The 13,549-nt window shown below is 71.3% G+C and carries 16 protein-coding genes; 3 read left to right on the top strand and 13 right to left on the bottom strand.

Annotated elements, in window-relative coordinates; all coding sequences use genetic code 11:
• Positions 1–3: 3 nt before the first annotated feature.
• The 10 genes from AC1XX3_RS12930 to hisI all read right to left on the bottom strand — a co-directional run bounded on the left by AC1XX3_RS12930 (position 4) and on the right by hisI (position 7,962).
• Positions 4–777 (bottom strand): DsbA family protein, encoded by a 774-nt coding sequence (locus AC1XX3_RS12930; RefSeq protein ID WP_483321549.1) that lies wholly within the window; start codon positions 775–777, stop codon positions 4–6.
• Positions 774–1,364: a MauE/DoxX family redox-associated membrane protein gene (locus tag AC1XX3_RS12925; RefSeq protein ID WP_483321548.1), complete on the bottom strand. Its 591-nt coding sequence runs from the start codon at positions 1,362–1,364 to the stop codon at positions 774–776. The genes AC1XX3_RS12930 and AC1XX3_RS12925 overlap by 4 nt, the downstream gene beginning before the upstream one ends.
• A complete protein-coding gene (locus AC1XX3_RS12920) occupies positions 1,361–2,011 on the bottom strand; it encodes an SCO family protein (RefSeq protein WP_483321547.1) in 651 nt (216 codons plus the stop codon). The genes AC1XX3_RS12925 and AC1XX3_RS12920 overlap by 4 nt, the downstream gene beginning before the upstream one ends.
• Positions 2,008–2,877, bottom strand: a complete 870-nt coding sequence (gene trpA / locus AC1XX3_RS12915) for a tryptophan synthase subunit alpha (protein WP_483322102.1) — start codon at positions 2,875–2,877, stop codon at positions 2,008–2,010. The genes AC1XX3_RS12920 and trpA overlap by 4 nt, the downstream gene beginning before the upstream one ends.
• 17 nt (positions 2,878–2,894) lie before the next feature.
• Positions 2,895–4,208, bottom strand: a complete 1,314-nt coding sequence (gene trpB, locus AC1XX3_RS12910; protein WP_483321546.1) for a tryptophan synthase subunit beta — start codon at positions 4,206–4,208, stop codon at positions 2,895–2,897.
• A gap of 102 nt (positions 4,209–4,310) precedes the next feature.
• Positions 4,311–5,114 (bottom strand): indole-3-glycerol phosphate synthase TrpC, encoded by an 804-nt coding sequence (gene trpC, locus AC1XX3_RS12905; RefSeq protein ID WP_483321545.1) that lies wholly within the window; start codon positions 5,112–5,114, stop codon positions 4,311–4,313.
• Between the two features lie 11 nt (positions 5,115–5,125).
• The gene (locus tag AC1XX3_RS12900; protein WP_483321544.1) at positions 5,126–5,344 is read right to left on the bottom strand and encodes an HGxxPAAW family protein; all 219 of its coding nucleotides are present in this window, start codon (positions 5,342–5,344) and stop codon (positions 5,126–5,128) included.
• 10 nt (positions 5,345–5,354) lie between these two features.
• Positions 5,355–5,990, bottom strand: a complete 636-nt coding sequence (locus tag AC1XX3_RS12895; protein ID WP_483321543.1) for a Trp biosynthesis-associated membrane protein — start codon at positions 5,988–5,990, stop codon at positions 5,355–5,357.
• Entirely contained in the window at positions 5,987–7,549 is a 1,563-nt protein-coding gene (locus tag AC1XX3_RS12890; protein ID WP_483321542.1) for an anthranilate synthase component I, read from the bottom strand. The genes AC1XX3_RS12895 and AC1XX3_RS12890 overlap by 4 nt, the downstream gene beginning before the upstream one ends.
• A complete protein-coding gene (gene hisI, locus AC1XX3_RS12885) occupies positions 7,546–7,962 on the bottom strand; it encodes a phosphoribosyl-AMP cyclohydrolase (protein ID WP_483321541.1) in 417 nt (138 codons plus the stop codon). The genes AC1XX3_RS12890 and hisI overlap by 4 nt, the downstream gene beginning before the upstream one ends.
• An 81-nt stretch (positions 7,963–8,043) precedes the next feature.
• Between hisI and AC1XX3_RS12880 the strand changes: the two genes are divergently transcribed.
• From AC1XX3_RS12880 to AC1XX3_RS12870, 3 genes are read left to right on the top strand one after another with little or no spacing between them, the layout of a single operon-like run.
• Complete coding sequence (locus AC1XX3_RS12880; RefSeq protein WP_483321540.1) at positions 8,044–8,724, top strand: TIGR03085 family metal-binding protein; 681 nt, start codon at positions 8,044–8,046, stop codon at positions 8,722–8,724.
• A gap of 43 nt (positions 8,725–8,767) precedes the next feature.
• Entirely contained in the window at positions 8,768–9,889 is a 1,122-nt protein-coding gene (locus AC1XX3_RS12875; RefSeq protein ID WP_483321539.1) for a PQQ-dependent sugar dehydrogenase, read from the top strand.
• Positions 9,886–10,119 (top strand): hypothetical protein, encoded by a 234-nt coding sequence (locus AC1XX3_RS12870; RefSeq protein ID WP_483321538.1) that lies wholly within the window; start codon positions 9,886–9,888, stop codon positions 10,117–10,119. The genes AC1XX3_RS12875 and AC1XX3_RS12870 overlap by 4 nt, the downstream gene beginning before the upstream one ends.
• A 53-nt stretch (positions 10,120–10,172) precedes the next feature.
• On the opposite strand, the gene gatB is transcribed toward AC1XX3_RS12870, so the two are convergent.
• Genes gatB through gatC form a run of 3 tightly spaced genes read right to left on the bottom strand, consistent with a single transcriptional unit; the run spans position 10,173 to position 13,488 of the window.
• On the bottom strand, positions 10,173–11,666 hold the full coding sequence (gene gatB / locus AC1XX3_RS12865) for an Asp-tRNA(Asn)/Glu-tRNA(Gln) amidotransferase subunit GatB (protein WP_483321537.1): 1,494 nt from the start codon (positions 11,664–11,666) through the stop codon (positions 10,173–10,175).
• Positions 11,663–13,192 carry an Asp-tRNA(Asn)/Glu-tRNA(Gln) amidotransferase subunit GatA gene (gene gatA, locus AC1XX3_RS12860; protein WP_483321536.1) on the bottom strand — a complete coding sequence of 510 codons (1,530 nt, stop codon included), beginning with the start codon at positions 13,190–13,192 and terminating at the stop codon, positions 11,663–11,665. Before gatA ends, gatB begins: the two co-directional genes overlap by 4 nt.
• Complete coding sequence (gene gatC, locus AC1XX3_RS12855; RefSeq protein WP_483322101.1) at positions 13,192–13,488, bottom strand: Asp-tRNA(Asn)/Glu-tRNA(Gln) amidotransferase subunit GatC; 297 nt, start codon at positions 13,486–13,488, stop codon at positions 13,192–13,194. Before gatC ends, gatA begins: the two co-directional genes overlap by 1 nt.
• Positions 13,489–13,549: the final 61 nt, after the last annotated feature.

Below are 13,549 nucleotides of genomic sequence, written 5' to 3'. Positions count from 1 at the left end.
ACCCTACTTGGTCGCGGCGGAGCTGATCAGCGTCGCGAGGGAATCGGGGGTCAGCGTGGCGATGTCGACGGGTTCGCCGTCGAGCAACATCGTCGGGGTGCCGGTCACGCCGTTGGCCTCGGCCGCTGCGCTGATCGAGGTCACCCAGCTCAGCTTCTGCCGCTCGGTGACGCAGCTGTCGAAGGATGCGGGGACGGAGCCGGCGACCCGCTCGGCCAGTGAGGTCAGCTGGCTGTCACTCCACGGCAGGTCTGAGTTGGCGAACAGACCGGCGTAGTAGGCCTGTCCGAAGCCGGCCTCGGTCGCGCAGGCCATCGCGTTCGCGGCCGCCACCGACCCTTCGTCGATGAAGGACAGCGGATACAGCGCGATCTTGACCTGACCGGCCTCCTGCGCCGCGGACAGGGTGGGACCGAACTGCTCCTCGAACTCGACGCAGTGCGAGCAGTGGAAGTCCTCGTACAGCGTCACCGTCACGGGCGCACCGGCGGCGCCCAGGATGATCGGCTTGCCGTCGGTCAGCGGCTGCGGGCTGGAGACGTCGCTCCGCGCCGGCGCGGCGACCGGATCCTGGCTGGCGCGATACCAGCGGTAGCCGAGACCACCGCCGACCACGACCAGCACCAGTGCGAGCGCGGCCGCGACCAGGATGCGGCGCTCCTTGCGGCGGCGGGCCGCCAGCTCGGCCTCGGCCTGGGCCCGCTGCCGGGCATTGCCCAAGGCGCCGCCGGTGCTCTTCTTGGCCCCCGCGCGGGGAGACCCCTTGCTGCTGCTCATCTGCTGTTCTCACTCTCTCCGACCAGCTGTTCGCTCGGTGCCTCGACCTGGTCGGGGGTCTTCTCCTCGACCAGCGGCAGTGTCTCTTCAAGCTCGATCTCGAGATCGGTCCGACTCAGGCTCAGTCGGCTCCGCGGGCGCCAGACCAACCACACCGCGATGGCCAGCAGACCCAGGTCTCGGGTGATCTCGCCACTGTAGGCGCCATGACCCGCCGCCACCGTCCCGCCGCCGCCGAAGCAGCCGCAGTCGACGTTCAGACCACGGACCGCCGCCGACGTCGCCGCACCGGCGAACACCAACAGCAGACCCGCCGACGCCGTGGCCACCGCCCGGGTGGCCAGCCCCGAGACCAGGAGCACCCCGAGCAGCAGCTCGAGGAAGGGCAGCACGGTCCCGATCACGTGGGCCAGGCCGGGCGGGACCAGCTCGTAGGCGCGCACCGACTGGACCGACGACTCCAGATCCACGACCTTGAGCCCGCCGGCGGCGAGGAAGACCCCGGCCAGCACGAACCGCGCCAAGGTCGACACCCAGCGCAGCGGCACCGGCACCCGACCGGGTCGATCGCTCTGCGGAGTGCTCATCGCGACCGCTCCACCAACAAGGTGAAGTCGTGCATCAGGTCACCGATGGCCGTGGACTGGGTCCACAAGACGACGCCGCGGTCGCGGTCGAACCCGATCACCTGGGCGCCGTGACCCACCTCGTAGCCGCCGCTCGGCAGCTGCCTGCGACCGTCGATCTCCACCCCGACCTGGCCGGCCACCTTCTTGATGGTGGCGAGCTCGCCGGTCAGGCCGAGAAAGGTGGGGTCGAAGCGGTCGAGGTAGTCGCGGATGGTGGCCGGGTCATCGCGCGCAGGGTCAGTGGTGACGAAGACCACCTGGATCCGGTCGCGCAGCGCCGGTTCCATCCGGTTGAGGGCCAGGGCCACGTCGGAGAGGACCGCGATGCAGACGTCGGGGCAGTGGGTGTAGCCGAAGAAGAGCAGCGTCACCGGTTTCGACGGCGACGTGCGCAGGTTGAAGGAACGACCCGCGGTGTCGGTCAGGGTGGCTTCCGGCAGCGCGTACGGTTCCGGCAGGAAAGCGCCGCGATAGCCGCTCGGGTCCGCCGACTGGCGGACCACTGCGTTTCGTCGGGTGTCAGCGCCGGCGGTGCAGCCGGACGTCAGCAGCAAAGCCAACCCGACCGCCGCCAGTCGCAGCATCAGCAGTCGGGGCAAGATCACGCCTCGATCAACCCCGCGGGCTCGGCCGAAGTTCCCGGTCTGGGCATCCGTCGTACGCCGGCGGCCAGATCGGCCACCAAGGTCCGCAGCCCGCGAAGGTCGTTCGGGGTGCCGGCGTCGTCGGCCGCGATCAAGGTGTTGACCAGGGCCGATCCGACGATGACGGCGTCCGCGAAGGAGGCCACCTCGCCTGCCTGGGTGCCGTTGGAGACGCCGAGTCCGACACCGACCATGGCGTCGGGGTCGGCCTCGCGGACCCGTTGGACCAGGGTCGGGGCGAGCGAGGAGCTGTCCGCGCGGGCGCCGGTGACGCCCATCACGGCGGTGGCGTAGACCCAGCCACGGCAGGCGGCCACGGTGCTGACCAACCGGTCATCGGACGACGACGGGGAGACCAGGAAGATCCGGTCCAGCCCGTGCGCGTCGGAGGCCGCGAACCAGTCGCCCGCCTCGTCCGGCGTCAGGTCGGGGGTGATGATGCCTGCTCCCCCGGCCGCGGCGAGGTCGCGGGCGAAAGCGTCCACCCCGTACCGCTCGACCAGGTTCCAGTAGGTCATCACCACCGCGGTGGTGCCGGTCGCGGCCACCGCCTCGACGGCGGTGAAGACGTCCCGAGTCCGGACGCCGCGCTGCAGCGCACGGGTGCCGGCGCGTTGGACGGTGGTGCCGTCCATCACCGGGTCGCTGTAGGGCATGCCCACCTCGACCAGGTCCACGCCGGGCGAGTCGTCGCCGCCGGTCAGCGCCCGGAAGGCATCGATCGACGTCGGCACGTCGGGATATCCGACGGGCAGGTAGCCGACCAGCGCCCCGCGGCCGCCGGCAGTGATGTCGGCGAGCACGGTGCCGCTGATGCCCCGGTCCATGCCGGTGGGACGGGCGCTCATACCTGACCCGCCGATCCGGTGCCCTCGCTGCGGGCCGCCACGTCGTCGGGGTCGGTGGCGATCGGCACCCCGGCCGCGCTCGGTACGCCGGAGGTGTCGATGTCGAACCAGTGAATGGCGGTATCGACGTCCTTGTCCCCCCGGCCCGACAGACTGACCAGGATCAGCGGTGGCTCGCCGTTCACCGGCGCGAGTCGCTGCCCCAGCTTCAGCGCGCCGGCCAGCGCGTGCGCCGACTCGATCGCCGGCACGATGCCCTCGGATCGCGACAGCAGCGCGAATGCGTCCATCGCCTCGGTGTCGGTGATCGGCTCATAGCTGGCCCGCCCGGTTGCGGCGAGCCAGGAGTGCTCGGGGCCGACGCCGGGATAGTCCAGTCCGGCCGAGATGGAGTGCGACTCGCGGGTCTGACCGTCCTCGTCCTGCAGCACGAAGGTCCGCATTCCGTGCAGCACCCCGACCTCACCCTGGGAGATGGTCGCCGCGTGCCGGCCGGTCTCGACCCCGTCGCCACCGGCCTCGAAGCCATACAGGGCCACGTCGGTGTCGGGGATGAAGTCGGCGAAGATGCCCAGCGCGTTGGACCCGCCACCGACGCAGGCCGCGACCGCGTCCGGCAGTCGACCGTAGCGGTCCAGGACCTGCTGCCGGGCCTCGGTGCTGATGACCCGCTGGAACTCACGGACCAGCATCGGGAACGGGTGCGGTCCGGCCACGGTGCCGATCAGGTAGTGAGTGGTGTCGACCGAGGCCACCCAGTCCCGCATGGCGTCGTTCATGGCGTCCTTGAGCGTCTGGGTGCCGGACTCCACCGCGATCACCTCGGCACCGAGCAGTCGCATCCGGGCCACGTTGAGCGCCTGCCGCTCCGTGTCGACCCGGCCCATGTAGACGGTGCAGTCGAGCCCGAACAGTGCCGCGGCGGTGGCCGTGGCCACGCCGTGCTGTCCGGCGCCGGTCTCGGCGATGACCCGCGTCTTGCCCATCTTCTTGGTCAGCAGCGCCTGGCCGAGCACGTTGTTGATCTTGTGCGAGCCGGTGTGGTTGAGGTCCTCGCGCTTGAGCAGGATCCGCGCGCCGCCGGCGTGCTCGGCGAACCGGCGCGCCTCGGTGATCGGGGTCGGCCGCCCCGTGTAGTTCGTCAGCAGGTCCGACAGCTCCGCGGCGAACAGCGGGTCGGCGAGCGCGGAGCGGAACGCCTCCTCGAGCTGGTTCAGGGCAGCGTAGAGAGCCTCCGGGACGAACTTGCCTCCGAACTGGTCGAAGTGACCGGAGGCATCCGGCAGGTGGGCCGGAGGGTGGATCGACACGTCAGCTTCCTTTGCCTGGACTGCGGTGACTGAACTGCGGTGACGGGACTGCGGTGATGGGTGCTGGTCGGCGCGCCGGCCGCACGGCCCGGGCGCGGGTGGTCAGGACTTGTGCACAGCCGGGTGGGCCCCCGCTGCGACGAGGTCGGCGACCCCGGCCCGTGGGTCCCGACCCGTGACGAGAGCCTCGCCGACCAAGACTACGTCGGCACCGCAGCGGGCCAGCTCGATCACGTCATGCGGGCCACGCACACCTGACTCCGCGATCCGGACGATCCCGTCGGGGATCAGTGGCGCGAGCCGGGCGAACGTGGTCGGGTCGACCTCGAGGGTCTTCAGGTTGCGGGCGTTGACCCCGATGATGCGGGCACCGGCATCGACGGCGCGGCTAATCTCGTCGGCGGTGTGCACCTCGACCAACGGGGTGAGTCCGATCGACTCGGCCCGATCGATCAGCAGCGCCAGCTCCTGGTCGGTGAGCGCCGCGACGATCAGCAGCACCAGATCAGCACCGGCGGCCCGGGCCTCGAACAGCTGGTACGCCGAGACGATGAAGTCCTTGCGCAGCACCGGAACGGAGACGGCCAGCCGTACCCGGACCAGATCGTCCAGCGAGCCACCGAACCGGCGCTCCTCGGTCAGCACCGAGATGGCGGCAGCGCCACCGGCCTCGTAGTCGCGCGCCAGGGCGGCCGGATCGGCGATGTCGGCCAGCGCTCCCCTGCTGGGGCTGGACCGCTTCACCTCGGCGATGACAGCGACACCAGGGCCCCGGAAGACGGGCATCGGGTCGAGCGCGGCGTCGATGTGCTGGACCCGCTCCTTGAGCCGGTCCAGGCTGACGGTGCCCTGGCGCTGGGCCAGGTCCTCTCGCACTCCCGCGAGGATGTCTTCCAGTGCTCCCATGGGTTCAGTCCTCAGTCAGCGCCATAGCCGAGCACCTGCAGCACTCGGGCGACGATGAGGGCGACCACGACCAAGCCGCACGCGATCCAGAACAGGAGCCAGAACTGGGCGACGACGGCGATGCCGCCGAGGATGAAGGCGACCAGCGCAATCATCGTTCCGGCCCACGCTGCCGGCGTCCGACCGTGGTGCACGTTCTTGACGTTGCTGCCTGCGGTGCTGCCTGTCATTGCCCCTCATTCACTCTCTCGGCGGATCCTGCTGCTCGTCGACGGTGTCCATTCTGTCCGGTGCGGGCCGGGAGTGCACATCGGCCCCCGCAGCGGGACTGTCGACAGTCGGGTCGACGCCGGCGTCCATCGCCTTCCAGACCGCTGCCGGATCGGAGGTGTCCACGGTGTCCGAGGCGGTGCCCGACCGGGCGAACCGGTCGGCGCGCTGCGGCCAGGTCGGTGCGCGGACCACCAGCAGGCCGGCGGCCAGCACGGCGATCAGGCCCGCGGCCCCGTACGCCCAGGGCCACCCGGTCGAGGTCAGCCCGAACTGGTCGACCAGGCTCACCTCGCGCAGCCGACTGCGCACGGTGGCAGCGCTGGGCTGCGGCCGCACCACTGCGGTGATGACCATGCCGACCCCCGCCGCAGCCAGCAGCACCCCGATGATCTGCCTGCCGCGGGCCCGCAGCGCCAGCACCAGCACGGCGCCGGCCAGCAGCACCAGCACCAGCGCCTGGCTCAGACCGCCGCTGGTGTCGGTGCCGGTGAAGCTCACGTCGGTGCCCTCGCCACTGGCCCGCCACCACGGCTGGGACGAGGCGACGACGCCCAGCAGGCCGGCGGCGAACAGTCCCGCCAGGGCCAACAGCCGAGACCTCATACGTCCACGGCGGCGTCATCGGACAGCAGCGCCGCGGCGAGCAGGGCGCCGGGCTCCGGCTCCGGCTCGTCCAGCCGCCGGAAGGACTGGGCCACCGAGATGGCCCGCACCACGGCGGCCGCCTTGTTGCGGCTCTCCTGGTCCTCGGTCGGCGGGTCCGAGTCGGCCACGATGCCGCCGCCCGCCTGGACGTAGGCGGTCCCGTCGTGCAGCAGCGCGGTCCGGATCGCGATCGCTGCGTCGGCGTCGCCGGCGAAGTCGAGATAGCCGACCACGCCGCCGTAGAGGCCACGACGCGACACCTCGAGGCCGTCGATGATCTCCATCGCCCGCACCTTCGGCGCGCCCGACAGGGTGCCGGCGGGGAACGCGGCCAACACGACGTCGAGGGCGGTACGGTCCGGCCGCACGGTGCCGGTCACCGTCGACTCCAGGTGCATGATGTGGCTGTAGCGGCGGACGTTCATGAACTCGACCACCTCCACCGTGCCGGGCTGACACACCCGACCCAGGTCGTTGCGGCCGAGGTCGACCAGCATCACGTGCTCGGCCCGCTCCTTGGGGTCGGCCAGCAGCTCGCTCTCCAGCGCCGCGTCCTCGGCCGGGGTGGCCCCGCGCGGCTTCGAGCCTGCGATCGGGTGCGTCACGGCGGTGTCGCCCTTGACGGTCACCAGCGCCTCCGGGCTGGACCCGACGATGTCGAAACCGTCCAGCCGGAGCAGATACATGTAAGGGCTCGGGTTGGTCAGCCGGAGCACCCGGTAGACGTCGAGGGCGTCGGCGGTGGTGTCCACCTCGAACCGCTGGCTGACCACCACCTGGAACGCCTCACCGGCCTTGATCTCCTCGACCGCGGCCCGGACCGCCCCCTGGAACTCCTCCGGGGTGCGCTGCCGGCGGATCGGCAGCTCCGGGTCGGACGCCACCGCGACCACCGCGGACGGCGTCGGCTGGGCCATCGCCTTGACCATCGCGTCGACCCGCGCCACCGCGTCGGCGTACGCCTCGTCCACCCGGTCGTCGGTGGCGTCGAAGTTCATCGCGTTCGCCACCAGCCACACCTCACCGGTGTGGTGATCGAGGACAGCGAGGTCGGAGGCCAGCATGAAGGCCAGCTCGGGGATCGGCAGGTCCTTGGGGTTGCTGTCCGGGAGCAGCTCCAGTCGGCGTACCGCGTCGTAGCCGAGGTAGCCCACCAGGCCGGAGGTGAACGGCGGCAGCCCGTCGGCGCGCGGCGTGTGCAGCAACCGCAGCGTCTCGCGTACGGCGGCCAGTGGGTCGCCCCCGGTGGGCAGGCCGACCGGCGCCCGACCGGTCCAGGTCGCTTCCCCGTCGACCTCGGTCAGCACGGCGGTGGCGTGGACCCCGATGAAGGAGTACCGGGACCAGACGCCCTGCTCTGCGGACTCGAGCAGATAGGTGCCGGGCCGGTTGGCGGTCAGCTTGCGATACAGCCCGACGGCGGTCTCGGCATCGGCCAGCACCCGTCGGTGGACGGCGATGACCCGCCGGTCGACGGCCTGGGTGCGGAACTCTTCGAGGCTCGGGCTGACGCTCATCGGTTCGCCCCCGACGAGGTGGCGAGTGGGTCGCTCACCACGGCCGCCAGCTGCCGGGCGTCGAAACAGGTCCGGTCGCCGGTGTGGCAGGCCGGACCCTCCTGGCGCACCTTGACCAGGATCGTGTCGCCGTCGCAGTCGAGACGGACCTCGCGGACCCACTGGCGGTGACCGCTGGTCTCGCCCTTCACCCAGTATTCGTTGCGGCTGCGGGAGAAGAAGGTGGAGCGACCGGTGGTCAGGGTGCGGTGCAGCGCGACATCGTCCATCCAGCCGAGCATCAGCACCTCGCCGCTGTCCTCCTCCTGCACCACGGCCGGCACCAGGCCGGCGGGGTCACGCTTCAGCAGTGCCGCGACGGCGGGGTCGAGCTGGTCGTCGCGGGATGGGTCGGGTTGCAGGTGCTCACTCACGGGGCCCATTCTCCCCGACACCACTGCCCGCGGGCGACCGGATCAGTCCCTGATCGCTCGGGTGTCCTAGTATCTGCGGTTGTGACCTTCGCGAAGTCGGAGCGTGCCGACCTGTGTGAGCTGCTCGACCAGGTCGGACCCGAGGCGCCCACCCTGTGCCAGCCGTGGTCGGCGCACGACCTGGCCGCGCATCTGTGGATCCGAGAGACCGACCCGCTGGGTGCCCCGGGCATCCTGGCCAAGCCGCTGGCCGGCCTGACCGAGCGGCGGATGGCCGAGGTGAAACAGCGCTGGCCGTTCCCCGACCTGGTGGAGAAGATCCGCACCGGGCCGGCGCGGTTCTCGGTGTTCGCCTTCCCCGGCGTCGACGAGCCGGCGAACACCACCGAGTTCTTCGTCCACCACGAGGACGTCCGCCGGGCACAGGACCCGCCGCTCTCGCCACGCGAGCTCGGTGCCGACACCGAGGAGTGGATGTGGCGCCGGCTCAAGCTGCTCGGCCGCGCCTTCTTCCGCCACGCCCAGGTGGGTGTGGTGCTGGAGCGCTCCGACCTGGCGCTGGGCGACGCGCCCGGACCGGACGGGGAGCCGGCCGGCCCGGAGTCGATCCGCGTCGTCGGCGGGCCGTCGATCGTCACCCTGGTGGGTCGTCCGAGCGAGCTGATGCTGTTCGCCCACGGGCGTACCTCGGTGGCCTCGGTCACCATCGTCGGTGAGCCGGAGGCTGTCGACCTGCTCAGCACCACCGACCTGCGGATGTAGCGCAGTCGCCCCGCCGCTTGGCGGCGCCAGGAAGACTGTGGCCATGACCCTGCCTCGCCGCCGTTTCCTGAAGGCGGGGGTCGGAGCCCTTCTCGCCGGTACGGCCGCTGCCTGCAGCAGCGACCCCGCCGCCGGACCTTCGCAGCCGCCCGTACCCCCCGATGACACCATCACCGCAGGAGGGACGTCGACTCCGGCCACCGCGTCGCCCAGCGGCGAGCTGCGAGCCGCGGACGTGGTGACCGGGCTGACCAGCCCGTGGGGGTTGGCCCCGCTCCGCAACGGTGCCGTGCTGGTCTGCGAGCGCGACACGGCGCTGGTCAAGCACGTGGCCGGCGGCCGCACCACCGAGCTGACCCGGATCGCCGACGCCGAGCCGCGGGGTGAGGGTGGCCTGCTCGGAATCCTGGCCACCCCCGACGAGTCGGCTGTGCTGGTGTACTTCAGCACCGCCGACGACAACCAGATCGCCCGGCTGAGCTGGGACGGCAGCACGCTCGGTGAGCCGGAGGTGCTGCTGGACGGCATCCCCAGCGGCGGCCGCCACAACGGCGGCCGGATGGTGCTCGGCCCGGACGGACACCTCTACGTCGGCACGGGTGAGGTCGGCGACGAGTCGCTGGCCCAGGACACCGACTCGCTGGCCGGCAAGATCTTGCGCCTGACGCTGGCCGGCGCGCCGGTGCCCGACAACCCGTTCGGCAACGAGGTCTACAGCTATGGCCACCGCAACGTGCAGGGGATGGCCTTCGACCGGGCCGGTCGGCTGTGGGCCAGCGAGTTCGGCGACCAGCGATTCGACGAGCTGAACCTCATCACGGCCGGCGCCAACTACGGCTGGCCCGACGTCGAGGGGGCCGGCCGGCAGTCCGGCATGACCAACCCCGCTGTGGTCTGGGCGACCTCGGACGCATCGCCGTCCGGTCTGGCCTTCTGGCGCGGGTCGCTGTTCCTCGCCGCGCTACGGGGCGAGTGTCTGTGGGAGATTCCGGTGACGGGGACCTCGGCCGGCGAGCCGCGCCGCTGGTTCGCGGGTGCATACGGCAGGCTGCGCTCCGTGGGAGTCGCCGCCGACGGCGACAGCCTGCTGCTGACCACCTCCAACACCGACAGCCGTGGCGACCCGCGCCCCGGCGACGACCGCCTGATGAGAGTGACCCGATGAGACTCGGACCCTTCCGCAACCCCCTGCTGGCCGGCCTCGGCCTGGTCGCCCTGCTCATCGGCGGCACCTGGATCGGTCAGGGTCTGAACCTGCTCCCGGGCTCGTTCATGACCGGCGACCCGACCTGGTTCGTCATCGGGGCGATCGTGTTCCTGGTCGGCGTGCTGCTGCTGGTCCGCAGCATCCGTGGCTCGAGCCACGACCCGAACGGTCCGCCCGGACAGCACTGAGCCAGCCGGGGTGGTCGGCTCGCGGTGGACCGCGAGCCGACCACCCCGACGGGTCAGGACAACCGCTCCACGATGAGCTCGCGGATGCGACCCGCATCGCCCTTGCCGCGGAGCTCCTTCATCACCACACCGATCAAGGCACCGGCGGCCTGCACCTTGCCGTCGCGGATCTTCGCCGCCACGTCCGGGTTGGCGGCGATCGCGGCGTCCACGGCCGACCCGAGGGCGCCGTCGTCGGACACCACCGCCAGCCCGCGGGCCTCGATCACCTCGGCCGGGGTGCCCTCGCCGGCGATCACGCCGTCGAACACCTGGCGGGCGAGCTTGTCGTTGATCGTGCCGGTCTCGACCAGCGCCTGGATCTCGGCCACCTGGGCCGGGGTGACGCCGGTGTCCTCGAGGTCGACACCGATCTCGTTGGCCCGCCGGGCGAGCTCGGTCAGCCACCACTTGCGAGCGCTCTGCGGTGAGGCACCGGCGGCCACGGTGGCCTCGATGACGTCCACCGCGCCGGCGCTGATGACGTCGCGCATCTCCAGCTCGGAGTAGCCCCAGTCGGCCACCAGCCGCTTCATCCGCTGCACCGGCGGCTCCGGCAGGGTGGCCCGCAGCTCCTCGATCCACTCCGCGCTCGGCGCCACCGGCACCAGGTCGGGCTCGGGGAAATAGCGGTAGTCCTCCGCCTCCTCCTTGCTCCGGCCCGACGTCGTGGTGCCGGAGTCCTCCTGCCAGTGCCGGGTCTCCTGCTTGATGGTGCCGCCGGAGCTGAGCACTGCCGCGTGCCGGGTCATCTCGTAGCGGATGGCCCGCTCCACGCTGCGCAGCGAGTTGACGTTCTTGGTCTCGGTCCGGGTGCCGAACTTCTCCTGACCGTGCGGCCGGAGCGAGACGTTGGCGTCGCAGCGCAGCGAGCCCTGCTCCATCCGTACGTCGGAGACGCCCAGCGCCCGCAGCAGGTCACGCAGCAGCTGGACGTAGGCCCGGGCGACCTGCGGCGCCTTGGCGCCGGTGCCCTCGATCGGCTTGGTGACGATCTCGATCAGCGGTACGCCGGAACGGTTGTAGTCCAGCAGCGAGTAGTCCGCCCCGTGGATCCGGCCGGTGGCGCCGCCGACGTGCAGCGACTTGCCGGTGTCCTCCTCCATGTGGGCGCGCTCGATCTCGACCCGGTACGTCTCGCCGTCGACCTCCACGTCGGTCCAGCCGTCGAAGGCGATCGGCTCGTCGTACTGGGAGATCTGGTAGTTCTTCGGCATGTCGGGATAGAAGTAGTTCTTCCGCGCGAACCGTGACCACGGTGCGATCGAGCAGTTCAGCGCCAGCCCGATCCGGATGGCCGACTCGATCGCCTTGGCGTTCACCACCGGCAGCGCGCCGGGCAGCCCGAGGCACACCGGGCAGGTCTGCGTGTTCGGCTCCGCGCCGAACTCGGTGGAGCAGCCACAGAACATCTTCGACGCCGAGTTCAGCTCGACGTGCACCTCCAGACCCAGAACCGGGTCGAAAGCCTCCAGCGTCTGGTCGTACGTCAGCACGGCCTCGCTCATCGGGCCACCTCCTGCGGTTGCGTCGGAACTCGGGTGAGCTCGGGGATCTGGTCCAGCAGCGACCCGCCCCAGCTCGACTCCAGCGCCCGCTCGAGCGCCGCACCGACCCGGTAGAGCCGGTCGTCGGCCAGCGGCGGGGCCATCACCTGCAGACCGACGGGCAGTCCGTCCTCGGGCGCCAGTCCGACCGGGAACGACGCGCTGGCGTTGCCGGCCAGGTTGGACGGGATGGTGCACAGGTCGTTCATGTACATCGCCATCGGGTCGTCGACCCGCTCCCCCAGCGGGAACGCCGTGATCGGCGTGGACGGGGAGACGAGCACGTCGACCTGCTCGAAGGCGGCGTCGAAGTCGCGGGTGATCAGGGTCCGAACCTTCTGCGCCTGCCCGTAGTAGGCGTCGTAGTAGCCACTGGACAAGGCGTAGGTGCCGATGATGATGCGGCGCTTCACCTCGGCGCCGAAGCCGGCCTCGCGGGTCAGCCCCATCACCTGCTCGGCGCTGAGCGTGCCGTCGTCACCGACCCGCAGGCCGAACCGCATGGCGTCGAACTTGGCCAGGTTGGACGAGGCCTCGCTCGGCAGGATCAGGTAGTAGGCCGGCAGCGCATAGACGAAGTGCGGACACGAGACCTCGACGATCTCGGCCCCCAGCGACGCCAGCAGGGCGACGGACTCGTCGAAACGCTGCTGCACCCCGGGGGCGTACCCCTCGCCGCCGAGCTCGGTGACCACCCCGATCCGCATCCCCGACACGTCGCCGGAGCGCGCGGCGCCGACGATGTCGGGCACCGGGGCGTCGATCGAGGTGGAGTCGCGGGGGTCGTGGCCGGCGATGACCTGATGCAGCAGGGCGGCGTCGAGCACCGTGCGGGCGCACGGGCCCGGCTGGTCGAGGCTGGAGGCCAGGGCGACCAGGCCGTAGCGGGAGGTGCCGCCGTAGGTCGGCTTGACGCCGACCGTGCCGGTGACGGCGGCGGGCTGGCGGATCGAGCCGCCGGTGTCGGTGCCGATGGCCAGCGGCGCCTCGAAGGCGGCCAGTGCCGCGGCGGAGCCACCGCCGGAGCCGCCGGGGATCCGGCTGGTGTCCCACGGGTTGCGGGTCGGGCCGTAGGCGGAGTTCTCCGTCGACGATCCCATCGCGAACTCGTCCAGGTTGGTCTTGCCCAGGATCACCAGGTCGGCGTCGAGCAGCCGCTGGGTCACCGTGGCGTTGTACGGCGGGTACCACCCCTGCAGGATCTTCGATCCGCAGGTGGTGGGGGCGCCGGTGTAGGTCAGGACGTCCTTCAGCGCCAGCGGGACGCCGGCCAGCGGGCCGAGCTTCTCGCCCGCGGCGATCCGGGCGTCGATGGCGGCCGCCGAGGCGAGCGCCCGGTCCCCGTCGACATGCAGAAAGGCGTGCACCGTCTCGTCAACCGCGTCGATCTGGTCCAGATGCGCCTGGGTGACCTCGACCGAGGTCAGCTCGCCGGTGGCGATCCGACCGGCCAGGTCGACGGCGGTGGACCGCAGCACGGCGCTCATCAGCCGTCACCGAGGATCCGCGGGACGCGGAACCGGTCGAGGTCCGAGGCCGGGGCGCCGGCCAGGACGTCCTCGCGGGGCAGCGACGGCTGCACCACGTCGGGGCGGAAGACATTGGTCAGCGGCAGCGCGTGCGACGTCGGCGGGATGTCGTCGGCGGCCACGTCGGCGACGTGGGCGACGGACTCCAAGATGACGTCCAGCTGCGGCGCCAGGTGCTCCAGCTCCTCGGCCGTGAGCTCGATCCGGGCCAGTCTGGCCAGGTCGGCGACGTCATGGGGACTCAGTGGCACGATGTTCCAACTTTCTGTTCTGCGGCAACGCTTGTCGGCCTCATCCTAGTGGCGCCGGTCGGCG

It is taken from the genome of Microlunatus sp. M237 (assembly GCF_056896895.1).
This window is presented reverse-complemented; position numbering and strand designations above follow the sequence as displayed.